Origin of the sequence: Streptomyces sp. bgisy159 (genome assembly GCF_965341775.1) — a bacterium.
Classification (GTDB): Bacteria; Actinomycetota; Actinomycetes; order Streptomycetales; family Streptomycetaceae; genus Streptomyces.
Map to the genome: position 1 here is coordinate 347,055 of NZ_CBDQZH010000002.1, position 23,064 is coordinate 370,118.

Here is a 23,064-nt window from a genome sequence, read left to right on the forward strand (position 1 = left end):
CGGCTGTTTCCCGGAGGACTGCGCCTCCGGAGGACTACGCCTTCGGGGCCACCTTGCTCAGCCCGTTGATGACGCGGTCCATCGCGTCGCCGCCGGTCGGGTCGGTGAGGTTGGCCAGCAGCTTGAGGGTGAACTTCATCAGCACGGGGTGGGTCAGCCCGCGCTGGGCGGCGATCTTCATGACCCTCGGGTTGCCGATGAGCTTCACGAAGGCGCGGCCGAGCGTGTAGTAGCCGCCGTAGGTGTCCCTCAGGATCTGCGGGTAGCGCAGCAGGGCGAGTTCGCGCTGGCCGGCGGTGGCCCGGGCGTGGGCCTGGACGATGACGTCGGCGGCGAGCTGCCCGGACTCCATGGCGTAGGCGATGCCCTCGCCGTTGAAGGGGTTGACCAGGCCACCGGCATCGCCGACCAGCAGCAGGCCCTTGGTGTAGTGCGGCTTGCGGTTGAAGGCCATGGGCAGGGCGGCGCCGCGGATCGGGCCGGTCATGTTCTCGGGGGTGTAGCCCCAGTCCTCCGGCATGGACGCGCACCAGGCCTTGAGCACCTCGCGCCAGTCCAGCTCCTTGAAGGAGTCGGAGGTGTTGAGGACGCCGAGACCCACGTTGGACGTGCCGTCGCCCATGCCGAAGATCCAGCCGTAGCCGGGCAGCAGCCGGTCCTCGCCCGGGCCCCGGCGGTCCCACAGCTCCAGCCAGGACTCCAGGTAGTCGTCGTCGTGGCGCGGGGACGTGAAGTACGTACGGACCGCGACGCCCATCGGGCGGTCCTCGCGGCGGTGCAGGCCCATCGCCAGCGACAGCCGGGTGGAGTTGCCGTCGGCGGCGACCACCAGCGGCGCGTGGAAGGTGACCTCGCGCTTGTCCTCGCCCAGCTTGGCGGTGACGCCCGTGATGCGGCCGGTGCGGTCGTCGACGATCGGCCCGGAGACGTTGCAGCGTTCGTACAGCCGCGCCCCCGCCTTCTGGGCCTGGCGGGCGAGTTGCTCGTCGAAGTCGTCGCGCTTGCGGACCAGGCCGTAGTCGGGGAAGGAGGCGAGATCCGGCCAGTCCAGCTGGAGACGGACCCCGCCGCCGATGATCCGCAGTCCCTTGTTGCGCAGCCAGCCGGCCTCCTCGGAGACGTCGATGCCCATGGCCACCAGCTGCTTGACCGCGCGCGGGGTGAGGCCGTCGCCGCAGACCTTCTCGCGCGGGAACTCGGTTTTCTCCAACAGCAGGACGTCGAGGCCGGACTTGGCGAGGTGGTAGGCCGTCGTGGAGCCGGCCGGTCCCGCGCCGACCACGATGACATCGGCGGTGTTTTCGGAGAGGGGCTCAGTCACGACGGTCACGGCGGGATCTCCCCAACGTTCGAAATCTGCGTGCCGACCGGCACTGGACATGGGCAGTCTATGCAGCAGAATTGATCACCCGGCTGAAGGGCTGCCCCGTGAACCGAGCTCTCCCCGTAGTACGGCTGCGTGTTCCCACCGACGAGGACGCGGTGGCCTGGCACCGGATCTTCGCCCACCCGGACGTCATGGAGTTCCACGGCGGCAGGCCGGCGGAGCTGTCCGTCTACGAGGAGCTCACCGCCCGCCAGCGCCGGCACGACGCCCAGCTGGGGTTCTGCCTGTGGACGGTGCTGGACGAGTCGGAGCGGGTTCTGGGCTTCACCGGCGCCCAGCCGTGGCCCCGGGACTGGGGGCCGGTCGGCGAGATCGAGATCGGCTGGCGGCTCGGGCGGGAACACTGGGGCCAGGGGTACGTCACGGCCGCCGCCCGGATGACGCTGGAGCGGGTGCGGGAGGCCGGGGTACCCGGCGTCGTGGCCGTCGTCAACGCGCGCAACGCCCGCTCCATAGAGGTCACCCGGCGGCTCGGGATGCGGCCGGCCGAGCGGTTCACGTCGCCGGACTCCGGGCAGGAGGCGCACTGCTACCGGCTGGACCTGGCCTCCGCCACGCCCTCGACGCCGGCCGCGGCCTCGGCATCCCCGGTCCTCTCGCCGTCCTTGGCCCCCGCGCCGTCGCCCGTCCTCTCGCCGCCCCCCGTCCTCTCACCGTCCCCGGCCCCTTCGCCGTCCCCGGCCCCCTCCGCCGGGGCGGGCGCCGGATCCTCCGGTGACGCCGTGTAATCGACTGTCACAGAAAGACACTTGGCGCTTCCGGGCGGCACCCCGGGCGGATACCCTGCCAGTACCGCTGGGGGTGACATCCGTGCTCATACCGCCCACAACACCCGAGGTGCGCGTGCCGCGCCTGATCGGTCTGATGGCCCTGGACGCGCGCGAGTCGGCCCAGGCCCACGGGGTTCTCCTGGCCGCCGCGGACCGGCCCGACGTCGGGCGCGCCGTGGTCGAGCACGTCGTACGGCAGTACCCGCCGCCGGGGGCCGAGGTGCCGCGCGGCGCCGTCGTCACCGTCTGGTTCGACTTCGGTGAAGGGGAGGGCGGCGGCGGGGCGGGCGTACGCGAGCCGCGGGTGCCGAGGCCGGGCGGCGGCGGACTCCAGCGCGAGCTGGACCGGCCCGGGGACACCTGCGAGACGATCGCCGGCTGACCGGACCGGCACCGGAGTCCTGAACCGGCGGCGGACGGACCGGCTCAGCTCTCCTTGAAGCCCCGATGCAGGGCCACCACGCCCCCGCTGAGGTTGCGCCACGCGACCTTCGACCAGCCCGCCTTGCGCAGCCGCTCGGCGAGGGCCGGCTGGTCGGGCCAGGCGCGGATGGACTCGGCGAGATAGACGTAGGCGTCCGGGTTCGACGACACGGCGCGCGCCACCGGCGGCAGGGCGCGCATCAGGTACTCGGTGTAGACGGTGCGGAAGGGCTCCCAGGTCGGGTGCGAGAACTCGCAGATCACCACGCGTCCGCCGGGCCGCGTCACCCGGTGCATCTCACGCAGGGCCGCGTCGAAGTCCTGCACGTTGCGCAGCCCGAAGGAGATGGTCACGGCGTCGAAGGTGTCGTCCCTGAACGGCAGCCGGGTCGCGTCGCCGGCCGTGAACGGCAGCCAGGTGTGCCTGCGCTTGCCGACCTGGAGCATGCCGAGCGAGAAGTCGCAGGGGACGACGTACGCGCCGGTCCGCGCGAACGGCAGGGAGGAGGTCGCGGTGCCGGCGGCCAGGTCGAGGACCTTCTGCGCGGGGCGGGCGTCGACGGCTCTCGCCACCTCCTTGCGCCAGCGCCGGTCCTGTCCCAGGGACAGCACGTCGTTGGTCAGGTCGTACCGTTCCGCCACGTTGTCGAACATCGAGGCGACTTCGTGCGGCTGCTTGTCCAGGGATGCGCGGGTCACCGGTTCATTGTGGCAGTACGGCCCCACCGGAGCGGGTTCCGCCCCCGGACAGCGCGCCTAGCGTCGCCGGTGCACCAGCCGGCCGCCCAGCACCGTCGCCACACAGCACCCGGCGCCGCGCTCCAGCAGCGCCGCCTCGTCGGGCGCGTCGAAGACGGCGAAGCCGAAGAGGACGCCGGCGTGCGGGCTCAGCGGCGTGAGCACCGCCTCCGCCAGTCGCGACCGCCCGGCCAGCGGGTCCAGAGCCGGCGGCCCCGGCGGCACCTCCAGGCGCTCCTCGGCCCTCAACCCCGCCCGGTGCACGGCGTCCAGCACGGCGGGCCGCCACAGGGCGCCCGCCACCGCCACGGTCCCGTGGGCCAGCATCCGCTGCACCCCGCGCCGCGCGCTCGCACCCCAGCGGGCGTCGGTCATGGGCAGGGCGGCCAGCGCCGCGCCGGAGATCGGCTCGGTGCCCAGTTCGCCGGCCTCACGCGGGTCGGGGTGGTAGGCCCCCTCCAGCAGTTCGGGACCGTACGGATTGACCAGCCCCGGCGCGATCAGGCCCGGCCAGCGGCGCACCCGGGCGTCCGGATGCGCCCGCGCCAACTCCTCGTACGGCCCCACGGTCCCGCTGCCCCGCCCCGCGACCAGGACGGCGCCGCCGGGCAGCGCCGAGCCCTGCCGGTCGCCGAAGAGCAGCAGACCGGCGGTGTGGATCGTCGGCAACGGGGGCTCAGTTGGAGGCGAGCAGCTTCAGCTCCGGGTGAGCCGTGCCGCCGTCGATCGCCGTCGAGGAGATGTGGGAGACGACGCGGTCGTCGACCGGGTCGTTCGCCGGGTCGTCGTGCACGACCAGGTGCTCGTACGTCGTCGCGCGCTGGGCCGGGACGCGCCCCGCCCTGCGGATGAGGTCGATGATCTCCAGCCGGTTGGAGCGGTGCTTGGCGCCGGCGGAGGAGACGACGTTCTCCTCCAGCATGATCGAGCCGAGGTCGTCCGCGCCGTAGTGCAGCGACAGCTGGCCGATCTCCTTGCCCGTGGTCAGCCAGGAGCCCTGGATGTGGGCCACGTTGTCGAGGAAGAGGCGGGCGACGGCGATCATCCGCAGGTACTCGAAGATCGTGGCCTGGGTGCGGCCCTTCAGATGGTTGTTCTCGGGCTGGTAGGTGTACGGGATGAAGGCGCGGAAGCCGCCGGTGCGGTCCTGGACGTCCCGGATCATCCGCAGGTGCTCGATGCGCTCGGCGTTGGTCTCACCGGTGCCCATCAGCATGGTGGAGGTGGACTCCACGCCCAGCCGGTGCGCCGTCTCCATGATCTCCAGCCAGCGCTCGCCGGACTCCTTCAGCGGCGCGATCGCCTTGCGCGGCCGCTCGGGCAGCAGCTCGGCGCCGGCGCCCGCGAACGAGTCGAGCCCGGCCACGTGGATGCGCTGGATCGCCTCCTCCACGCTCACCCCGGAGATCCGCGCCATGTGCTCGATCTCGCTCGCCCCCAGGCTGTGGATGACGAGCTGCGGGAACTCCTTCTTGATGGCGGAGAAGTGGTGCTCGTAGTACTCCACGCCGTAGTCCGGGTGGTGACCGCCCTGGAACATGATCTGCGTGCCGCCCAGCTCGACGGTCTCCGCGCACCGGCGCAGGATGTCGTCCAGGTCGCGCGTCCAGCCCTTGTCGCTCTTCGGCGGCGCGTAGAAGGCGCAGAACTTGCACGCCGTCACACACACGTTGGTGTAGTTGATGTTCCGCTCGATGATGTACGTCGCGATGTGCTCGGTCCCGGCGTACCTGCGGCGGCGTACGGCGTCGGCGGCGGCGCCCAGCGCGTGCAGGGGCGCGTCGCGGTACACGGCGAGCGCTTCCCCGGGGGTGATCCGTCCGCCCGCGGCGGCCCGTTCGAGGACGGCTGTGACGTCAATGGAGGTGAGGTCGGCCTTCTCGGTCACCGGCGTCCCCTTCGCAAGGTTCGTAAGGGTTGTGGACGGACCGGACCAGCCTACGCCAGCGCCGTCGGCGACCCCGCGTCAGGCCGCGTACGCCCCCGCCAGCAGCCCCGCCAGCGCTCCCGCGAGCAGGAACGGACCGAACGCGATCACCGTCCCGCGCCCCGCCCGGCGCGCCACGACGAGCACGCCCCCGTACAGCGCGCCGAACAGGAAGCCGGCGAAGGTGCCGAGCATCACCGTCCCCCAGCCGTACCAGCCGAGCACCGCGCCCACGCCCAGCGACAACTTCACGTCGCCGTAGGCCAGACCGGCCGGGTTGAGGAGGTGCAGCAGCAGATAGCCGCCGCCGAGGGCGAGCCCGCCGAGCAGTGCCGTGGTCCACCGCCCGGCGTGCTCCGGCAGCGTCGCGGCCACACCGAGCAGGGCCGGGGCGAGGACCGCCAGCGGCAGCGTCAGCGGGTCGGGCAGCCGCCGCACCCGCAGGTCCACCACCGCCAGCAGCACCCCCGCCGGGGCCAGCAGCAGCCAGACGAGCAGTTCGGGCCGGGTTCCCGTGGCGGCGGCCAGGGCGGCGCAGACCAGCGCGGTGACCGCGGCGACGAGAGGGCCGCCGCCCGTCAGGCCGGTGCCGCAGGGGTCGCAGCGGGCCCGGCCGAGCCACCCGCGCACCGGGTGTCCGGCCGGGCAGGCGGACCGCCAGCCGGCCCCCTCGTCCGCCTCCTCGGCCGGGACGGAGAACCGGTAGACGGCGCGCGGCAGCAGGGACCCCGCCGCCGCGCCCCACAGCGCGGCGGCCGCGTTCACCGTCGCCTCGCTCGGCGGACTGCTCAGCATGCGGGAGATCCTAGGGAGCGACACCGCCCGGCCACGAGGCCGCGAGGCCGATGCGGGGCCGCGGGGCGCCGAGGAGGGAGCCGTCCCGAGCCCCGCGGCGCGTGCCGCACCGGACAGGGCCGTGGGCGACGGGACCTGACAGGCCGTCCGCCGCGGTCGCCGGCGTCCTCGGCTGCCGCTACTCGACCCGTGCCATGCGGGCCACCGGGTTGCCCTCCGCCGCGCTGTCCGACGTGTACGTCAGGTCGTCGCCGGTCGGGGTGAGCCGGACGGTGTGCGGCTCGGGGTTGCAGCCCTTGTGGTTGTCCGGGGCGCCGACCGACGTGGCGACGACCTCCTTCCCGGTCACCTGCTTCAGGGTCAGCAGGTCCACGCAGACCGCGCCGATGATGTCGGTCTGGCGCAGTTCGCCGAGCTTCTGGCCCACCTCGGCCCGGTGCACGGTCAGCCGGAAGGTGCCCATGGGCAACGTGCCGCCGAGCCCGGCCGCCTGACCCTCCCAGGTGCCGACGTAGCGCGCGGGCAGGACGCCGGACCCCGCGCTCGGCTCCTGCTCCCCGCCCGATCCCGGGTCGGGTTGCTGGTCCGGATCCTGGCTCTGGCTCTGGCTGGGCACGGGCGACTTCGAGCCCGCCGAGACGTCCTTGGAGTCGTCCCCGCCCGGCAGCAGATCGAGGACGAACGCCGCGCCGATCGTCACCGCGGCGAACGCGCCGGCGACCGCCAGCGCGACGGTGCAGCTCAGCCGCCGCCCCCGTCCGCCGTCACCGGGCGCGGCGCTCGCGGCGACACTGACCGACAGCTTGCCGGGCCGCCCCGGGGAGGACGCCGTCGGCGCGTCCCGCGGGGCGGGTACGGCACCGGGTACGACGGTCGGGCCGCCCCCCGACGCCGGCCCCCGGCCCCGCGAGGCACCCGAGCCCGGCTCCGCACCTCCGTGGGCCGACGCCGGCCCAGGAGCCCCATGCGTCGGCGCCGGCCCAGCACCCTCGTGCGTCGGCGCCGGCATCACCGGCGGCGGCCCGAACTGCCCCGCGCCGCCCGGCCGCACCGAGGAGCCCCCCGCTCCGTCGGCGCCGCGCTCGACGACCACCCCGCTGAACCCGACCACCCCGGAACCTCCGAAGCCGCCCGAACCACCGAAGCCGCCAGGACCGCCGGAACCGCCCGAACCGCCGGCCCCGCCGGCCCCACCGGAGCTCCCAGAACCCCCGGAGCCCCCGGAGCCCCCGGAAGCACCCCCCGCCGTCCCCTCCAGATTGAGCAGTTCCACAGCCGTCCGCCCCAGCCGCTCCACCAGCGGCCCCGGCAGCCAGCCCGCCGACACCAGGCGTGCGGCACCCTCGGGTGCGAGCCGCAGGGCCACCTCGTCCGGGGCCGGCCGGGCGGCCGGGTCCTTGGCCAGGCAGCCGCGCACGACCTCCCGCAGCGGCCCCTCCCCCAGCCCGGCCCCCAGCTCGGGCTCCTCGTGGACGACCTTGTACAGCAGCGCGGCCGAGGTGTCCCCGCGGAACGGCGGCTCACCGGTGGCGGCGTACGCGAGCACCGCCCCCAGCGAGAAGACGTCGGCGGCGCCGGTGACGCCCTTGCCGAGGATCTGCTCGGGGGCCATGTAGCCGGGCGAGCCGACCGAGACGCCCGTCGAGGTGAGCGAGGCGGTGCCCTCCATGGCCCGCGCGATACCGAAGTCGATCAGCAGCGGGCCGTCGACGGTCAGCAGGACGTTGGACGGCTTGACGTCCCGGTGCACCAGGCCGAGCCCGTGGACCGCGGCCAGCGCCTCGGCGAGGCCCGCTCCCAGCACCCGTACCGTGTGGCCGGGCAGCGCCCCGCCCTGGGTGGCGACAGCCGCCGCGAGGGAGGGCCCGGCCGCGTACGCCGTGGCGACCCAGGGGACTGGTGCCTCCGGGTCCGCGTCCAGCACCGGCGCCGTCCACGCGCCGCCCACCCGGCGGGCCGCCTCCACCTCACGGCGGAACCGGGCCCGGAACTCCTCGTCGAGCGCGAAGTGCGGATGGACGATCTTCACCGCGACCGTGCGGCCGCCCGAGCTGCGTCCGAGGTAGACGCGCCCCATCCCGCCGGCGCCGAGCCGTCCGAGCAGCCGGTAGGGCCCCACTACCGTGGGTTCGTCCGCTCCGAGCGGCTGCATGGCGTGCCCTCCCCCGTCAACGCTCCGGTGGCGCCTCGACCGCGCCTTCCGGCATCCGCGCGCCCCTCATGTCTGAGAGGCAGGTTACGGCCGGAGCAGTTCCACGTTCACGTCCGCGGGGAAGCCGGTCGTCGGGCCGACGCGGCGGGCGAACTCCGCCACCGCCGCGAGCTGCGGCTCGCCGAACCGGAAGTCGAGGGTCGTGAAGTACCGCTCCAGGACCGACTCGTCGAACACCTCCCAGCGGGCCGCCTGCTCGGCGACCTTGCCGACCTCCTGCAGGGAGAGGTTGCGGGAGGCGAGGAACGCCTCGTGGACCTTGCGGGTGATGACCGGCTCGCGCTCCAGGTAGTCCCGGCGCGCCGCCCACACCGCGAAGACGAACGGCAGTCCCGTCCACTCCTTCCACAGCTGCCCGAGGTCGTGCACGTCCAGCCCGAGGCGCGGGCCGTCGTGCAGGTTGGCGCGCAGCGCGGCGTCCCCGATGAGTACGGCGGCCTCGGCCTCCTGCATCATCAGGCTGAGGTCGGGCGGGCAGGTGTAGTAGTCCGGCCGCACGTGGAAGCGTTCGGCCAGCAGCAGTTGAGCGAGACGGACCGAGGTGCGGGAGGTCGAGCCGAGGGCGACGCGGGCGCCGTCCAGCCGCTCCAGCGGCACCTGGGAGACGATCACGCAGCTCATCACCGGACCGTCGCAGCCGACGGCGATGTCCGGGAAGGCGACCAGCTCGTCCGCGTGGCGCAGGAACTCCACCAGGGTCACCGGCGCGACGTCGAGCTCTCCGCGCACCAGCAGCTCGCTGAGCTTCTCCGGGGTGTCCTTGGTCAGCTGGAAGTCGAGGAGGGTGCCGGTTCTCGCGAGCCCCCAGTAAAGGGGCAGGCAGTTCAGGAACTGGATGTGGCCGACGCGCGGCCGAGTGCGAGAATTGTCCACATCGCGAGACTAAACCCCTTCGGGTACGCTGCCGCCCCCGCCCCCTCCCCTCACCCGGCCGATCGTCCGGCACCCCTTTGGTGACGTCCGGGTGACGGCCGGACGGCGCCCGGACGACCTTGTGACGGCCGTCCGGGTCAAGCACGCTCCGGACGTTCAAACATCCGAGTGAAGTGATCTTGACCTCTATTGCTTTCGGCTGGCCACATGCTAGGCTCGCCGCAAGTTGCAGTTTGGTTTCCCTTGCAGTACAGAGCCTGCGGAGCATGTAACCGCGGGCTCTCGTCGTTTTCAGACATATGCAGTTGTGCGGCACCGTTTCACACTTGCAGGTTCTGGAGCAGGGCAAACCCTTTGTGAGCCCAAGGAGGGCTTATGGCTACCGGAACCGTGAAGTGGTTCAACGCCGAAAAGGGCTTTGGCTTCATCGCCCAGGAGGGCGGCGGCCCCGACGTCTTCGTCCACTACTCCGCGATCAACGCAACGGGTTTCCGTTCCCTCGAAGAGAACCAGCAGGTGAGCTTCGACGTCACCCAGGGCCCGAAGGGCCCGCAGGCGGAGAACGTCACCCCGGTCTGATCGCCGCCGACGGCATCGTGATCGCAGTCTGAGAGCAGTACCCAAGGAGCCCCGCGCCGCAAGGCGACGGGGCTCCTGCCTTTGCCGCACGAGACCGTCCCGGCACGTCGAACCGGCCCGGCGCGTTGTCGGTGGCGGCCGTTAGGGTCGCCGGGCATGACCGCTCCCGACTTCCTCACCGCGACCCGCGCCTTCTACGACGCCGTCGCCGACGACTACGCCGACCGCTTCCGCGACCTGTACGCGCGCCTGCCCGTGGACCTGGCGATGCAGTCGCTGTTCGCGCAGCTGGTCGGCGCCGGCGGGAAGGTGGCCGACCTCGGCTGCGGGCCGGGCTGGGTCACCGCCCGTCTGCACGCGCTGGGCCTGGACGTGTTCGGGCTGGACCTGTCGGCGGGGATGCTCGCCGTGGCCCGCCGAGAGCACCCGGGGCTGCGGTTCGAGCAGGGCTCGATGCAGGAGCTGGACCTGCCCGGCGGCTCGCTGGACGGAGTGGTGTCCTGGTACTCCTCGATCCACACGCCGCTTTCCGGGCTTCCGGCGCTCTTCGCGGGCTTCCACCGCGTCCTCGCCCCCGGCGGTCACCTGCTCATCGCCTTCCAGGTCGGCGACCGGCCGCGCCGCCACGACCGGCCCTGGGGCCACCCCGTCGCCCTGGACTTCGAGCGCCGCCGCCCCGAGACGATCGCCGGGCTGCTCATGCGGGCCGGCTTCGCCCTCCACTCCCGGACCGTCCGCGAACCGGACCCGGAGCTGGGCGAACAGGTGCCCCAGGCGTACCTGATCGCCCGCAGGGCGTGAGGGCCCGGCAGTCGGACCGGTGTCGTCGGCGGGTCGGCACCCGCTCCCCGATCCGCGCCGGCGCGGTGGGAGCGGGTTGCCGCCCTGGGCCCGAGGAGATCTTCACGCAGGCGTCGGGGGGCAGTCAATCCTAAGGATTGGTCGCAACCTCCAAGTGTTAGCTTGGGGATCATGACTCTGGACGACCTCCGTGTGTTCGTGGCCGTGTGCCGGGCGGGAAGCCTGAGCGCCGTGGCCCGGGAGCTGGGCTGTACGCAGTCGGCGGTCAGTCAGCACGTGCGGCGGCTGGAGCGGGAGACGGGTGTCGCCCTGCTGGAACGCCGGCCGAGGGGTGTCGCGCCCACCGGGGCCGGCCGGGTGCTGGAGGCCGCCGCGGCGGAGGGCATCGCCGGACTCGACGACGCCGTACGGCAGTTGCGGGACCTGGTGGACGGCACGAGCGGGTACGTCCGGGTGGCGACCGGGGCGACGACCGTGCGGCACTTCATGTCGGACGCGCTGGTCGCGTACCGGCGCCGCCATCCGAAGGTCAGCCTGGAGTTCCGGACGGTCAGCTCGGGCCGAGGCAGCTTCGACGCACTGGCCGACGGCACGCTGGACCTGGCGTGGGTCACGCTCGGGCCGCCGGTGCGGGGGATCGAGCAGCGGGCGGTGGTGGAGCTGCCCTGGGTGCTCGCGGTCCGGGCGGACGACCCCCTCGCGGCCCGGACCGAGGTGGACCCCGGGGAGCTGGCCGGCGTCCGGCTGATCCGCCTCCCGCCGAACTCCGCCTCGGCCGCCCACCTGGAGTCCGCGTGCGCGGAGTCGGGCGTCCGGCTGTCCCACGACACGAGCGTCGCCGACTGGGACACGGCTCTGCTGCTGGCCGAGCTGGGCGTGGGCAGGGCGGTGGTGCCGGCGCTCTCCCGGCTGCCCGCCCCCGGCACCGGCGACCTGCGTCTCGTGCCCGTCCGCGGACTGCGTCCCCTGCCCGTCGGCTGGGCGGTCCGCCGCTGGGACGCCCTGAGCCCGCCGGCCCGGGCCTTCGCGGACACGGTCGCCCGGTGGCGGCGCGGGGAGGGTCAGGCGGACGGGGCGGGTCAGACGGACGGGGGGTAAAGGGATTCCACGGTGGCGGCGAAGTCCTGGAGGATCTGGGGCCGGCGGAGCTTCATCGAGGGGGTGAGATGGCCGGCCGACTCGGTGAAGTCGGCGGGCAGGACGGCGAAGCGGCGGATCGACTCGGGGCGGGAGACCAGCTTGTTGGCCTCGTCGACGGCACGCTGGAGGACCGCGTGCAGATCGGGGTCGTCGAGGAGCAGTTCCACGGGGACCGGGTGCTTGCCGTTCATCTGGCGCCAGTGCGTCAGGCCGTCGGGGTCGAGGGTGAGCAGGGCGGCGACGTAGGGGCGGCCGTCGCCGAGGACCATGGCCTGGGAGATCAGGGGGTGTGAGCGGAGCCAGTTCTCCAGGGGCGCCGGGGCCACGCTCTTGCCGCCCGCCGTGATGATCATCTCCTTCTTGCGGCCGGTGATGGTCAGATAACCCTCGTCGTCCAGTTCACCCAGGTCGCCGGTGGCCAGCCAGCCGTCGCGGGTGGCGGGGACGACTCCGCCGGCCGCCGGGTCCCAGTAGCCGCGCAGCACGTGGTCGCCGGCGAGGAGGATCTCGCCGTCCGCCGCGATGCGCACCCGGGTGCCGGGCAGGGGCCAGCCCACCGTTCCCAGGCGGGGTTTCAGCGGGGGCGTCACCGTGGCGGCACCGGTCGTCTCGGTCAGGCCGTACCCCTCGTAGATGTCGATGCCCGCGCCGGCGTAGAAGGCGGCGAGGCGCCGGCCGAGCGGGGAGCCGCCGCAGATGGCGTGGCGGACACGGCCGCCCATGGCGTTGCGGATACGGCGGTAGACCAGCGGGTCGTAGAAGGCGCGGGCGGTGCGCAGGGCGGCACCGGGTCCCGGTCCGGTGCCCGTCTTCCGGGCCTCCACCGCCTCGCCGTAGCGGCGCGCGACCGACGCCGCGCGGTCGAAGGAGGCCAGCCGGCCGCCGGACTCGGCTCGGGCACGGGCCGTGTTGAAGACCTTCTCCAGCATGTACGGGATGGTCAGCAGACACGTCGGCCGGAAGGCGGCGAGGTCCGGCAGCAGGTCCTCCGGTTTCAGGCTGGGGGCGTGGCCCAGCCGCACCCCGGCGCGGACGCAGGCGATGGCGACCATGCGGCCGAAGACGTGGGAGAGCGGGAGGAAGAGGAGGATCGAGATGTCGTCGCCCCGGGGGCCGTCCGACTTGAAGACCGGGTAGAGCAGTTCGATCGCGTTGTCGACCTCCGCGAAGAAGTTGCCGTGCGTGAGGGCGCAGCCCTTGGGGCGGCCGGTGGTGCCGGAGGTGTAGATGAGGGTGGCGAGGGTGTCGGGGCCGAGGACTCCGCGGCGAACCGTCACCTCTCCGTCGGTCACCCGGGCGGCGCCCAGTTCCGCCAGGCGCTCCACGTGGCCCTTCTCCATCACCCACACGTGCCGCAGGTCGGGCAGGCGGTCCTGTTCGGGGCCGAGGGCCGCCGCCTGGCCGGTCGTCTCGGTGACCAGGGCGACCGCGCCGGAGTCCTGGAGGATCCAGCGGGTCTGGAAGACGGAGGAGGTCGGGTAGACGGGGACGGTGACCAGGCCGGCCGCCCAGCCGGCGAAGTCGAGCAGGGTCCACTCGTAGGTGGTGCGCGCCATGACGGCGATGCGGTCGCCGGGTGCCAGGCCCTCCGCTATCAGTCCCTTGGCCACCGCCAGCACCTGGGCCGCGAAGTGCTCCGCCGTCACGTCGGTCCAGGTGCCGTCGGGCCACCTGCGACCGAGGACGACGGCGTCCGGTGCGGCGGAGGCGTTCTCGAAGGGCAGGTCGGCGAGCGATCCGTGGGTGACCGGGTGCACGAGCGGCGGGACGGCCGCCTCGCGCACGACGCCGTCCAGTCGCCGGGTCTCGGGGACCGTCGGGGCGGGAGCGCCGACGGCGGCGGGGTGTGCGGTGGACACGGGCGGCTCCCTGGGCGTGCAGCGGCGTGCCGCCGCAAGAACTGCTTGCTGCATACGTACGTGCCTCGCGCTGCGAGGTTTCACCACCGGCGCCCCGAAGAGGGTGTTACCGGCGGTTAGTAGGGGATCGTACGACCCTGAGCTGTGGGGTTTGTGAGCGTTCGGGGAGGGTCCGGAGCCAGGGCTGTGCAATCTTGGCGGTTACGTGAGCGACCCTCAGGTCACCGGGACCCGCCCCCCGCCCCATCGGCTTACCTTCGGTAACATTACTCTGGAGTAAGCACTCCTGAGTAAGCACTCCTGAGTAAGCACTCCCGGGTGAACAACCGAGTGGGGAGACGACCATGCCCGTCCGCGTGTGCGGCCAGAGCCTGCTGGGAGCGTGACCCGGATGCCGACGCTCACCCGGCCGCCCGCCCTCGCCCCGCTGTTCGCCCGGGGGGCGCTGCTCTCCCCCGCCAAACGGCCCCGCCCGGACGCCGGCTTCCCGCGCGAGCCGCTGGTGCTGACCGGAGCGCGGATCGACCTCGCCCGGCTGACGGCGTACGAGACGGTGTGCGGCTTCGCCGCCGGCGCGGACGCGCTGCCGGTCACCTATCCGCACGTCCTCGGCTTCCCGCTGGCCATGCGGCTGATGAGCGGCCGCGACTTCCCGCTACCGCTGCTCGGGCTGGTGCACACCTCGATCGGCATCACCCGGCACGCCGAGCTGACGACGACGGGCACCTACGAGATCGCCGTCCGCGTGGCGGGGCTGGCGCCGCACCGACGCGGCACCGAGGCCGCCGTGACGACCGAGGTGCGGGACGCGGGCGGACAGCTGGTCTGGGAGTCCCGGAGCACCTATCTGGCCCGGCACCGCACGGACCACGCTCGGCAACCCCGGCCGGAGCCGGAGGCCCCGCTGCCCGCGCTCGGCGAGTGGCACCTCGCCGGGGACGCCGGGCGGCGCTACGGCGCCGCCTCCGGCGACCGCAACCCCATCCACCTGCATCCCCTCACCGCCCGCCCCTTCGGCTTCCCGCGGGCCGTCGCGCACGGCATGTGGACGGCCGCCCGCTGCCTCGCCGCGCACGGCACCCCGACGGCGGTCCGCGTCGACGCCGAGTTCCGGGCGCCGGTCCTGCTGCCGGGCACGGTGGTGTACGGGGCCGACGGCGCGGGACGGTTCGAGCTGCGCGGGCCGACGGGCCGCACCCACGTACGAGGACGGGTCACTCCGGGGTAGCCGGCGGGGACCAGGACCGGCCGTCCATCAGGTTGCCCAGGCCGGCCCAGGAGAAGTTCATCAGGGTCGCCGCCGCCTGCCGGGCCGTGACGCCCTCGGTGGCGTTGGCCCAGGTGGCCAGGGACTCGGCGGCGCCGACCAGGGCCTCGGCGAGCCCGGCGACCTCGCCCTCGGGCAGATCGGGGTCGCGGTGGGCGGCGCGGGCGGCGGCGAGGATCAGCTGGGTGACGAACGCGACGATCTCCGCCCGCATGGCGGCCACCTCGCCGGCGAACGGCTCGCCGTGGGTGCGCGCCTGGAGGTGCAGCACCGACCAGGCGTCCGGGTGGCGGGCGGTGTGCGCGAAGAACGCCCGCAGCCCGTCCCAGAGTTGGCGGTCGGCGGGGGTGTCGGTGCGGACCCCGGAGCGCACCGCGCCGACGAGGGCCGCCGCCTCCCGCCGGATGCAGGCGGTGAACAGGTCCTCCTTGGAGTTCAGGTACAGGTACACCAACGGCTTGGACACACCGGCCAGTTCGGCGATCTCGTCCATGGAGGCCGCCATGTACCCCCGTTGCCCGAAGGTCCGCACGGCGGCGTCCAGCATCTGCTGCTCACGGACGGCGCGCGGCATCCGCTTGGTCTTCACGGCACCCATGCCGTTCAGCCTACGGGCCGGGCGGGACTTCCCACCCGGCCCGGACGACCGCGATGGCCGACCCGCGCCCTATTCCCCGGCGCCCTCGTAGGCCCCGTGACCGTCCTGGCGCGCGATGCCGTCGACGGCCGGCAGGGCCGTCAGCCGGGGCAGCAACTGGGCGGTGAGCAGCGTGGACAGGGCGGAGGTGTCGCCGCCCGTGCCGTCGGTGCGCACCACCACCGGCTGCGGGGCACGGCCCGCGAGCCGGGCACCCACCTCCAGGCGGCGACGGGCGAGTTCGTACTGCAGGACGGCCCGGTTGTCGCGGTACGCCTTGGCCAGGGCGCGCTGGGCGCGGGCCTCGTTCTCGGCGGCGATCAGGCCGCTGCGGCCGCGCGTCTCGATCTCGAACCGCACCCGCTGCGCGTTGGTCTCCTGCTGCTCCAGCAGCTGGGCGACCTCCTCGCGGGCCCGGTTCAGGGCCGCCTTGACCTCGACGATGCGGGCGTCGCGCACCTTCTTGGCGCGTTCGATGTCCATGCCGAGCTGGTCGATCCGGCGCTTGCGGATCAGGCCCCACTCCTGCTCGTACGCCTCGCGCTCCTTGGCGACCCGCTCCCGGGTGGCCAGGTGCTGCTGGTACTGCGTCGGCAGCTGGACGTCCGGGATGTTGCTGCCGGTGATCCGCACGCCGTAGCCGGACAGCTGGCGGTTGAGCAGCTCCTGCATGTCGGCGACGTCGGAGCCGCGCAGGTCGTAGGCGCGCTCGGTGCGCATCTTGCGGGCCCGCTGGCGGATGGCGTCCTGGACGGCGCTGGAGAGCACCAGGTCGAAGTTGCCGGCGCCGATGGTCCGCACGAACAGCACGGCGTCGGTGATGCGGAACTTCAGGAAGAACTCGATGGAGCGCAGGGGGACGTTCTCCTGCGTGGGACAGGCCATGACCGGCGCCGAGTACGGGATCTCGGTGGCCGTGTCGACCACGAAGTCGACCCGGGACCACGGGTGCCACAGGTAGTGGCGGCCGGCGTCCAGGGTGCGGGTCACGGCGCCGTAGCGGGTCAGCACGCCGTGGGTGCCCTGCTCGATCTCGACGATCGAGGAGCGCCACCACCACAGCCCGCCGATCAGCAGCAGCACCACGCCAACGACGTAGGAGAGAGCGGCCAGGGCGCCGTAGGCGAGGTCCCCGGCGGCCGAGTCGGAGTCCGCCTCGGCCAGCGACAGCATCACGCCCGACAGCAGCGCGTAGCCGCCGAGCCACAGCGGCAGCATCCACCACAGGCGGCGCCGGTGACGGGGGATGATGACCGGGATCAGGGTGTCGGCCTCGCCGCCGCGCAGCAGGCGCGCGATGTCGCTCCAGGGCGCGACGGCCTCGGAGATGACCGACCGGCGGTTCGTACGGGCGGTGCTCACTGGTCGGCCTCCTCGGAGACGTCGGTCGCTTCGGCTGTGTCCGTGCCCGTGCCTGTGCCCGTAGCTGTGCCTGTGCCCGTGGCCGTGCCTGGGACCGTGCCGGTGTCCGGCACCTGGGGCACGGTCGGCCGGTCGGCGGCCAGCAGCGCGCCGATCTCGTCCTCGCGTGCCGCGATCCGCTCGGAGACCTCCGCCAGCCGGGCCCGTACGGCGGCCATGTCCGCGTCGGTGAACAGTTCCGTGCCGCGTTCGCCGACCAGTTCGCGGGCCAGCTCCAGGAAGTCGATGCCGGCTCCGCCGGCACCGTCGGCCGCGCCGATCCGCACCAGGCGGGGCAGGTGGTCGGCGACCTCCTCCAGGGTGTCCAGGACCTGCTGTTGGTAGCGGTACTCCAGGATCTCCGGGGCCTCGGCCGCGGTGACCGCGCGGATGTCGAGGGCCTGCGCCTCCAGCAGGGCGGCGTTGGCCTTGGCCTCCGACTCGGCCTGCACATAGCGCTGGCGGGCGAGCGCGTGGGCGCGGTTGGTCTCGCGCTCCACGGCGGTGTCCATCTGCGCCTGGTACTGGGCGATGTCGGCCTGGATCGCGGACAGCGTCTCCTGGCTGGACGCGAGTTCGCGGGTGAGGTCGCCCTCGTCCTGCTCCTTGCGCAGCTGCAGCGCGTACTCGTGGGTGTACGCCTCCTTGGCGACGCGCACCATCTCGGGCGCCGCGAGGTCCATGCGGTAGCGCTGGTCGGAGGGTTCGGCGTGGGTGATGTTGGCGTTGGTCAGCTCGACGGCCGGGCGGAACTGCTGGTTGAGCTGCTCCAGCAGCCGGCCGGTGTCCTCGCCGACCATGTCGTAGATGCCGGCCGCCTCCTGCTCGTAGATCAGGCTGCGGATGGTCTCGCTGACGGCGTTGCTGAGCTTCTCCTCGAAGCCGCGCACCGCGCCCAGCGTGTACACGAACTCGGTCGGGTCGCTGATCCGGAACTGGATGAACAGGTCGATCGACGCCTTCACGCCGCCCTTGGTCGGGGCCTCCCGCACCGGCGCGTTGAACGGGTACTCACGGGTGGTGTTGACGATGTACGACACCCGCTTCCACGGGCTCAGCAGCACCACGCGGCCCGGGCCGACGACCTTCTCCAGCTTGCCGAACCGGGTGATCATCGCCTGGGAGCCCTCCGGCACCATCACCATGCCCTGCCGCCACCACACGAAGGCGACCGCGAGCGCGGCGATGATCCAGTAGTGCACCCCGAACAGGGGGTTGGTGAGGACGCCGTCACCGGCCGCGCCCACCACGGACGCGCCGATCGTGCCCAGCACCAGCAGCATCAGCACCGGCAGCATGGACAGCAGCGAGCGGCCCTTGGGGATCACCATCGGGCAGATGGCGTGCACGGACTCGCCGCCCTCGCGCACCTGCTCGCTGCGGCCGAGCGCCTCACCGGCCTCGTCCAGCGGGACGGTCTTCTGCGCCATGACGGTGGCTATGGAACCGCCCTGTTCCCGGGCGGCCGGGAAGTCGGCGGGATCGATGCCCTCTTCCTGCGTCCGGTGCGCCTCGCCGCCCTCGCCCGCGGCGTCCCGGGCGGCCCCGGTGCGCGTCCCCCGTCCGGTCTGGCGCAGCAGTTCGTCCTGCGCTGCCGTCCGCGGATCCGTGCCGGATGCGACGGCTTCGGCGACGCGCCGTAGGCTCTGCGCCCGCGTTCGTGCCACGGTTCCCCCTTGCTGTACGGATGCCGGTCCCACCGGCTTCGGTCGGCGTGGATTCGGTCATTCCACACCATGGATCCGGACAAGGGTAAGTGCCGGGTCTGGACAGTTACCGGCAGGTATCACTGCCGGGACACGGCAGCGACCGCAGGGGGCGGTGTCCTAGGAGGTCTGCCCCTGGGTGCGCGCCGCGTCGTCGGCCAGGTCCTCCTGGCTGCGGTTCGCCTCCAGGTTGGCCTTGACGGTGTCGACCTTGCGGACGATCTGCTCGGAGGCCCGGTCGCGCTCCCCGCGCAGCACCACGAAGCTGATGGGCGCGGAGATCACCAGCGACAGCAGCAGGACCCACATGCCGTTGGACTCGCCGAGACCGCGCGGCACGATCCCGGAGTAGACGAGACCCCAGACGACCACGAAGCAGCCCACGAAGATACCGAGGCGCATCAGTGTGTAGCGGAGCATCTCTATCCACTCTTCCGTCGTCAACGGTCGGAACATCCCGAGAAAGGGGGCACTGTCCAGTGAAGCACGACCGGGGCCCGATCTTGGCAGGGGGTGGGTCAGGTCAGCGGCAGCAGCATCATCACGTCGTCGCGGTACTCGCCCGGCCCGAGCCGGATGGCGTCCGGCACCCGGCCGACCTCCTTGTAACCGCAGGCGCCGTAGAACCGCTCCAGACCGAGCCCGCCCCGGCAGGTCAGCCGGATCGCCTCGATGCCGTCGAACGCGCGGGCCGCGTCCTCGGCGGCGGCCAGCAGGTCCCGCCCGTACCCCCGGCCCTGGTGGCGGGGGTGCACCATCACCGTGTACAGCCACACCCAGTGGGTCATCAGCCGGTGGGTGTTGAAGGTGAAGAAGCCGGTGGCGGCGACCCGCCCGTCCGTGTCCCGCCCGACCAGAAGCCGCGCTCTCCCCTCCGCCATCGCCACGAGATGCTGCACCAGCGCCGGCCGGATCGCCTCCCGGGTCACCGGGGGCACGAAGCCGACGGCCCCGCCCGCGTCGGACACGTCCGCCCACAGGTCGAGGATGCCGTCACGCAGGTCGGGCGTGACCGCGGGGTCCAGAGTGAAGGTAAGGGACACTGGGCCATCGTACGCATTACGCCAGCCGGCGGGCCGCGACCCTCAGGTCGCCGACCAGCCCGTCGTAGGCCGCCCGGCGGTCGGCGTCCCGAGCCCGCAGCACGGACGAGGGGTGCACGGTCGGCACCAGCTTCTCCGGCCGCCCGTGGATCTCCTCCTCCAGCACCGTGCCACGCACCCGCCCCACCCGGAACGACGATCCGAGCAGCGCCTTGCCGGCGGTCGCGCCCAGCACCACGATCGACTCCGGCTCCTCCACGGCCGGCTCGGCGGCCAGCCAGGGCCCGCACGCCGTCATCTCGCGCAGGGTGGGCGCCCTGTGGATCCGGCGCTTGCCGGGCTCTGCCCGGGTGAACTTGAAGTGCTTCACCGCGTTGGTGACGTACGCCCGGGCCGGGTCGGCCCCGGCGTCCGACAGGGCCCGGTCCAGCAGCTTCCCGGCGGGGCCCACGAACGGCTCGCCCCGGCGGTCCTCCTGGTCTCCGGGCTGCTCCCCGACGAGCATCACGCGCGCACGCGCGTCCCCGGCGCCGAAGACGGTCTGCGTGGCGGGCCCGTACAGGGGGCAGCCCCGGCATCCGGCGGCGCTTCCCGCAGCGCGGCGAGCCCACCGCGCTCGGGGACGAAGGGCGCGGCGGTGTCGCGGTCCTCGGGGGCCTCGGTGGGCATACGGCCCGAGTACCCGCGCCGGAGGCGCGGGGAACCGCGCGAACAGCCCCCGCCCGCCCGCGCCGGACGGCGAACCGGTCAGACCCGCATCGGCTGCGGCGTCTCCCGGCGCGCCGGGTCCGGGCCCTCGTACTCCCGGATGATCTCGTAGCGCGTGTTGCGCTCCACCGGCCGGAAGCCCGCGTCGCGGATCAGCTCCAGCAGGTCCTCACGGGTCAGCTTGTTCGGCGTGCCGTAGTTGTCCGCGTCGTGGGTGATCTTGTACTCGACGACCGAGCCGTCCATGTCGTCGGCGCCGTGCTGCAGTGCCAGCTGGGCGGTCTGGACGCCGTGCATCACCCAGAACACCTTGACGTGCGGGACGTTGTCGAACAACAGCCGGGACACCGCGAAGGTCTTCAGCGCCTCGGCGCCGGTCGCCATCCGGGTCCGCGCCTGGAGGCGGTTGCGGACCTTGCCGTCCTTCATGTCCACGAAGTCGTGCTGGTAGCGCAGCGGGATGAAGACCTGGAAGCCGCCGGTCTCGTCCTGGAGCTCCCGCAGGCGCAGCACGTGGTCCACGCGGTGACGGGGCTCCTCGATGTGCCCGTACAGCATGGTGGACGGGGTCTTCAGCCCCTTCTCGTGCGCCAGCCGGTGGATCCGGGACCAGTCCTCCCAGTGGGTGCGGTGGTCGACGATGTGCTGCCGGACCTCCCAGTCGAAGATCTCGGCGCCGCCGCCGGTCAGCGACTCCAGACCGGCGTCGATCAGCTCGTCGAGGATCTCGCTCGCGCTCAGCCCGGAGATCGTCTCGAAGTGGTGGATCTCCGTCGCCGTGAACGCCTTCAGCGACACGTCCGGCAGGGCCGCCTTCAGTTCCCGCAGGGACCTCGGGTAGTACCGCCACGGCAGGTTCGGGTGCAGGCCGTTGACGATGTGCAGCTCGGTCAGGTTCTCCGACTCCATCGCCTTGGCCAGCCTGACGGCCTCCTCGATGCGCATCGTGTACGCGTCCTTCTCCCCCGGCTTGCGCTGGAAGGAGCAGTACGCGCAGGACGCCGTGCACACGTTCGTCATGTTCAGGTGGCGGTTGACGTTGAAGTGCACGACGTCGCCGTTCTTGCGGGTGCGCACCTCGTGGGCCAGGCCGCCCAGCCACGCCAGATCGTCCGACTCGTACAGCGCGATGCCGTCCTCGCGGGTCAGCCGCTCACCGGAGCGGACCTTCTCCTCCAGCTCGCGCTTGAGCCCGACGTCCATGCCGATACCTCTTTCTGAGACACACTGCTGAAAACGACCGTACGCCCGCGGGGTCAGACCTCGTCGGGCAGCTCCCCGACCCGGTTCTCCCACTTGGTGCTGAGCACGATCGTGGTACGGGTGCGGGAGACGCCCTTGGTGCCCGACAGCCGCCGGATGATCTTCTCCAGGCCGTCCACGTCGGCCGCGCGCACCTTGAGCATGTACGAGTCGTCGCCCGCGATGAACCAGCAGTCCTCGATCTCGGAGAGGTCCTTCAGACGCAGGGCCACGTCCTCGTGGTCGGTGGCGTCGGACAGCGAGATGCCGATGAGCGCGGTGACCCCGAGGCCGAGCGAGGCGGCGTCCACGGTGGCCCGGTAGCCGGTGATCACACCGGCCGCCTCCAGCCGGTTGATGCGGTCGGTGACGCTGGGCCCCGACAGGCCGACAAGGCGTCCCAGCTCCGCGTACGAGGCCCGGCCGTTCTCCCTCAGGGCCTGGATGAGCTGCCTGTCCACGGCGTCCATGCGATTCGAAGCCTTCCGCTGAAAGTTCCTGAAGTCCTGAAGTCCTGAAGTGGGGCGGAGTGCCGCCGGCCGCCCCCGGCGTCTAGTCGCCCACGGCGTCCCCGGTGCCGCCGCCCAGCTCGCCCCTCCACCGCCGGTACAGATCGTGCTCGACGCCCGCCGCGTCGAGGACCCGCCCCGCGACGAAGTCGACCAGGTCCTGCAGGTGGGTCGCACCCGCGTAGAAACCGGGCGAGGTGGGCACGACCCGCGCGCCCGCGTCGTCCAGGGTGACCAGGTGGCGCAGGGTCTGGCCGGTCAGCGGCGTCTCCCGCACGGCGACGACCAAGGGCCGCCGCTCCTTGAGCGTGACGCTCGCCGCGCGCTGCAGCAGGTCCTTCGACAGTCCGAGGGCGACACCGGCGACACAGGCCGTCGAAGCCGGCACGATGATCATCCCGCGGGCCGCGTACGACCCCGAGGAGGGGCCCGCGGCCAGGTCGCCGGCGGTCCAGTAGCGCACCCGGGCGAGGTCGGTGTCGTAGACCCCCGGTTTGCCGTCGGCCCCCCGGGAGAGCCATTCGGCCAGGTCGTCGCGCCAGTGCGCGTCCCGGAAGGAGATCCCCGTCTCGTCGACGAGCGTGAGCCGCGAGGCCCGGCTGACCACCAGGTCCACGCTCTCCCCGGCCGCGAGCAGGGCACGCAGCACCGCGGCGGCATACGGCGTCCCGGACGCCCCGGAAACCCCCACGATCCAAGGCACGCGCTGCGATTCTCCTGCGTTCACGTCTTGAGCGTACCGGTGGAGCGGGAGCGGCTCAGGAGCGGCCGGGCGCCTCGGGGTCGACCGGCAGCCGGCCCGTGTCGACCGTGAGCTTGCCGAGCGGGGACTCCACGGTCAGCTCCGGCCCGTACGCGATGGTGTCCCGCCCCAGGTAGCCCTCGGCGCCGGGATTCCACATGGTCACGGCATGGCCCTTGAGCGGGTCGAGGATCAGGTAGTCGGCGATGCCCCGGGCGGCGTACCAGCGGGGCTTGACCTCGTAGTCGCGGCGGCCAATGGCGGCCTCCCTGGAATCCTGCACCCGATGGTAGGCCGCACCGTGT

General features: G+C 72.8%; 22 protein-coding genes and 2 pseudogenes. 6 read left to right on the forward strand and 18 right to left on the reverse strand.

Translation table 11 applies throughout. The annotated features are described in order from the left end of the window. Window positions 1–34: 34 nt before the first annotated feature. The gene (locus tag ACSLTV_RS03690) at window positions 35–1,330 is read right to left on the reverse strand and encodes a geranylgeranyl reductase family protein (protein ID WP_432134319.1); all 1,296 of its coding nucleotides are present in this window, start codon (window positions 1,328–1,330) and stop codon (window positions 35–37) included. A gap of 71 nt (window positions 1,331–1,401) precedes the next feature. Between ACSLTV_RS03690 and ACSLTV_RS03695 the strand changes: the two are divergent. After that, window positions 1,402–1,932: pseudogene (locus ACSLTV_RS03695) on the forward strand (GNAT family N-acetyltransferase); the annotation flags it as partial. A 292-nt stretch (window positions 1,933–2,224) separates the two neighbouring features. Next, window positions 2,225–2,539: a PASTA domain-containing protein gene (locus ACSLTV_RS03700; protein ID WP_432134320.1), complete on the forward strand. Its 315-nt coding sequence runs from the start codon at window positions 2,225–2,227 to the stop codon at window positions 2,537–2,539. 44 nt (window positions 2,540–2,583) lie between these two features. Here ACSLTV_RS03700 and ACSLTV_RS03705 read toward each other — a convergent pair whose 3' ends face one another. The 6 genes from ACSLTV_RS03705 to ACSLTV_RS03730 form a co-directional block, all read right to left on the reverse strand. Continuing rightward, the gene (locus tag ACSLTV_RS03705; RefSeq protein ID WP_432134321.1) at window positions 2,584–3,279 is read right to left on the reverse strand and encodes a demethylmenaquinone methyltransferase; all 696 of its coding nucleotides are present in this window, start codon (window positions 3,277–3,279) and stop codon (window positions 2,584–2,586) included. A gap of 57 nt (window positions 3,280–3,336) precedes the next feature. Next, window positions 3,337–3,987, reverse strand: a complete 651-nt coding sequence (locus tag ACSLTV_RS03710) for a hypothetical protein (RefSeq protein WP_432134322.1) — start codon at window positions 3,985–3,987, stop codon at window positions 3,337–3,339. Window positions 3,988–3,994: 7 nt separating this feature from the next. Continuing rightward, window positions 3,995–5,206 (reverse strand): cyclic dehypoxanthinyl futalosine synthase, encoded by a 1,212-nt coding sequence (gene mqnC / locus ACSLTV_RS03715; RefSeq protein WP_432134323.1) that lies wholly within the window; start codon window positions 5,204–5,206, stop codon window positions 3,995–3,997. Between the two features lie 78 nt (window positions 5,207–5,284). Further along, window positions 5,285–6,040 (reverse strand): prepilin peptidase, encoded by a 756-nt coding sequence (locus tag ACSLTV_RS03720; RefSeq protein WP_432134324.1) that lies wholly within the window; start codon window positions 6,038–6,040, stop codon window positions 5,285–5,287. A 178-nt stretch (window positions 6,041–6,218) separates the two neighbouring features. Beyond that, window positions 6,219–8,192, reverse strand: a complete 1,974-nt coding sequence (locus tag ACSLTV_RS03725; protein ID WP_435611605.1) for a protein kinase domain-containing protein — start codon at window positions 8,190–8,192, stop codon at window positions 6,219–6,221. 84 nt (window positions 8,193–8,276) lie between these two features. After that, a complete protein-coding gene (locus ACSLTV_RS03730; RefSeq protein WP_432134326.1) occupies window positions 8,277–9,125 on the reverse strand; it encodes a menaquinone biosynthetic enzyme MqnA/MqnD family protein in 849 nt (282 codons plus the stop codon). Between the two features lie 375 nt (window positions 9,126–9,500). On the opposite strand from ACSLTV_RS03730, the gene ACSLTV_RS03735 reads away from it, so the two are divergent. The 3 genes from ACSLTV_RS03735 (at window position 9,501) to ACSLTV_RS03745 (ending at window position 11,603) form a co-directional block, all read left to right on the forward strand. Beyond that, a complete protein-coding gene (locus ACSLTV_RS03735) occupies window positions 9,501–9,704 on the forward strand; it encodes a cold-shock protein (protein ID WP_004984723.1) in 204 nt (67 codons plus the stop codon). A gap of 156 nt (window positions 9,705–9,860) precedes the next feature. Then, a complete protein-coding gene (locus tag ACSLTV_RS03740) occupies window positions 9,861–10,505 on the forward strand; it encodes a class I SAM-dependent DNA methyltransferase (RefSeq protein ID WP_432134327.1) in 645 nt (214 codons plus the stop codon). A gap of 171 nt (window positions 10,506–10,676) precedes the next feature. Next, complete coding sequence (locus ACSLTV_RS03745) at window positions 10,677–11,603, forward strand: LysR family transcriptional regulator (RefSeq protein ID WP_432134328.1); 927 nt, start codon at window positions 10,677–10,679, stop codon at window positions 11,601–11,603. Here the strand turns inward: ACSLTV_RS03745 and ACSLTV_RS03750 are convergent. Next, window positions 11,585–13,558, reverse strand: coding sequence for an AMP-dependent synthetase/ligase (locus tag ACSLTV_RS03750; RefSeq protein WP_435611606.1), 1,974 nt, complete (start codon window positions 13,556–13,558; stop codon window positions 11,585–11,587). The two genes, ACSLTV_RS03745 and ACSLTV_RS03750, sit on opposite strands and share 19 nt — an antisense overlap. A 337-nt stretch (window positions 13,559–13,895) precedes the next feature. Here ACSLTV_RS03750 and ACSLTV_RS03755 point away from each other — a divergent pair, with 337 nt between their 5' ends. Then, on the forward strand, window positions 13,896–14,732 hold the full coding sequence (locus tag ACSLTV_RS03755) for a MaoC/PaaZ C-terminal domain-containing protein (RefSeq protein ID WP_435611607.1): 837 nt from the start codon (window positions 13,896–13,898) through the stop codon (window positions 14,730–14,732). Here ACSLTV_RS03755 and ACSLTV_RS03760 read toward each other — a convergent pair. From ACSLTV_RS03760 to ACSLTV_RS03805, 10 genes and pseudogenes are all read right to left on the reverse strand, one after another. Then, window positions 14,719–15,369 (reverse strand): TetR/AcrR family transcriptional regulator, encoded by a 651-nt coding sequence (locus ACSLTV_RS03760; protein ID WP_435611608.1) that lies wholly within the window; start codon window positions 15,367–15,369, stop codon window positions 14,719–14,721. The genes ACSLTV_RS03755 and ACSLTV_RS03760 overlap by 14 nt on opposite strands. Window positions 15,370–15,438: 69 nt before the next feature. Continuing rightward, on the reverse strand, window positions 15,439–16,770 hold the full coding sequence (locus ACSLTV_RS03765) for an SPFH domain-containing protein (RefSeq protein WP_435611609.1): 1,332 nt from the start codon (window positions 16,768–16,770) through the stop codon (window positions 15,439–15,441). Next, a complete protein-coding gene (locus tag ACSLTV_RS03770; RefSeq protein WP_432134333.1) occupies window positions 16,767–18,476 on the reverse strand; it encodes an SPFH domain-containing protein in 1,710 nt (569 codons plus the stop codon). The genes ACSLTV_RS03765 and ACSLTV_RS03770 overlap by 4 nt, the downstream gene beginning before the upstream one ends. A 159-nt stretch (window positions 18,477–18,635) precedes the next feature. After that, complete coding sequence (locus ACSLTV_RS03775) at window positions 18,636–18,935, reverse strand: DUF4229 domain-containing protein (protein ID WP_432134411.1); 300 nt, start codon at window positions 18,933–18,935, stop codon at window positions 18,636–18,638. Window positions 18,936–19,033: 98 nt separating this feature from the next. Then, the gene (locus ACSLTV_RS03780; RefSeq protein ID WP_432134334.1) at window positions 19,034–19,558 is read right to left on the reverse strand and encodes an N-acetyltransferase family protein; all 525 of its coding nucleotides are present in this window, start codon (window positions 19,556–19,558) and stop codon (window positions 19,034–19,036) included. A gap of 16 nt (window positions 19,559–19,574) precedes the next feature. Then, window positions 19,575–20,227 (reverse strand): annotated as a pseudogene (locus ACSLTV_RS03785) (UdgX family uracil-DNA binding protein). A 78-nt stretch (window positions 20,228–20,305) separates the two neighbouring features. Continuing rightward, complete coding sequence (gene mqnE, locus ACSLTV_RS03790) at window positions 20,306–21,469, reverse strand: aminofutalosine synthase MqnE (protein ID WP_435611610.1); 1,164 nt, start codon at window positions 21,467–21,469, stop codon at window positions 20,306–20,308. 53 nt (window positions 21,470–21,522) lie between these two features. Then, the gene (locus tag ACSLTV_RS03795) at window positions 21,523–21,978 is read right to left on the reverse strand and encodes an Lrp/AsnC family transcriptional regulator (protein ID WP_432134336.1); all 456 of its coding nucleotides are present in this window, start codon (window positions 21,976–21,978) and stop codon (window positions 21,523–21,525) included. A gap of 82 nt (window positions 21,979–22,060) precedes the next feature. Further along, on the reverse strand, window positions 22,061–22,720 hold the full coding sequence (locus ACSLTV_RS03800) for a UbiX family flavin prenyltransferase (protein WP_435611630.1): 660 nt from the start codon (window positions 22,718–22,720) through the stop codon (window positions 22,061–22,063). Between the two features lie 55 nt (window positions 22,721–22,775). Continuing rightward, window positions 22,776–23,042: a hypothetical protein gene (locus ACSLTV_RS03805; protein ID WP_432134337.1), complete on the reverse strand. Its 267-nt coding sequence runs from the start codon at window positions 23,040–23,042 to the stop codon at window positions 22,776–22,778. Window positions 23,043–23,064 lie beyond the last annotated feature (22 nt).

What these genes read in the sequence shown, in the direction of transcription:
- mqnE (WP_435611610.1), bottom strand. Translation starts at nt 21,469, where the DNA reads ATGGACGTCGGGCTCAAGCGCGAGCTGGAGGAGAAGGTCCGCTCCGGT.
- ACSLTV_RS03750 (WP_435611606.1), bottom strand. Translation starts at nt 13,558, where the DNA reads ATGCAGCAAGCAGTTCTTGCGGCGGCACGCCGCTGCACGCCCAGGGAG.
- ACSLTV_RS03760 (WP_435611608.1), bottom strand. Translation starts at nt 15,369, where the DNA reads ATGGGTGCCGTGAAGACCAAGCGGATGCCGCGCGCCGTCCGTGAGCAG.
- ACSLTV_RS03740 (WP_432134327.1), top strand. Translation starts at nt 9,861, where the DNA reads ATGACCGCTCCCGACTTCCTCACCGCGACCCGCGCCTTCTACGACGCC.
- ACSLTV_RS03720 (WP_432134324.1), bottom strand. Translation starts at nt 6,040, where the DNA reads ATGCTGAGCAGTCCGCCGAGCGAGGCGACGGTGAACGCGGCCGCCGCG.
- ACSLTV_RS03755 (WP_435611607.1), top strand. Translation starts at nt 13,896, where the DNA reads ATGCCGACGCTCACCCGGCCGCCCGCCCTCGCCCCGCTGTTCGCCCGG.
- ACSLTV_RS03775 (WP_432134411.1), bottom strand. Translation starts at nt 18,935, where the DNA reads ATGCTCCGCTACACACTGATGCGCCTCGGTATCTTCGTGGGCTGCTTC.
- ACSLTV_RS03735 (WP_004984723.1), top strand. Translation starts at nt 9,501, where the DNA reads ATGGCTACCGGAACCGTGAAGTGGTTCAACGCCGAAAAGGGCTTTGGC.
- ACSLTV_RS03725 (WP_435611605.1), bottom strand. Translation starts at nt 8,192, where the DNA reads ATGCAGCCGCTCGGAGCGGACGAACCCACGGTAGTGGGGCCCTACCGG.
- ACSLTV_RS03795 (WP_432134336.1), bottom strand. Translation starts at nt 21,978, where the DNA reads ATGGACGCCGTGGACAGGCAGCTCATCCAGGCCCTGAGGGAGAACGGC.
- ACSLTV_RS03745 (WP_432134328.1), top strand. Translation starts at nt 10,677, where the DNA reads ATGACTCTGGACGACCTCCGTGTGTTCGTGGCCGTGTGCCGGGCGGGA.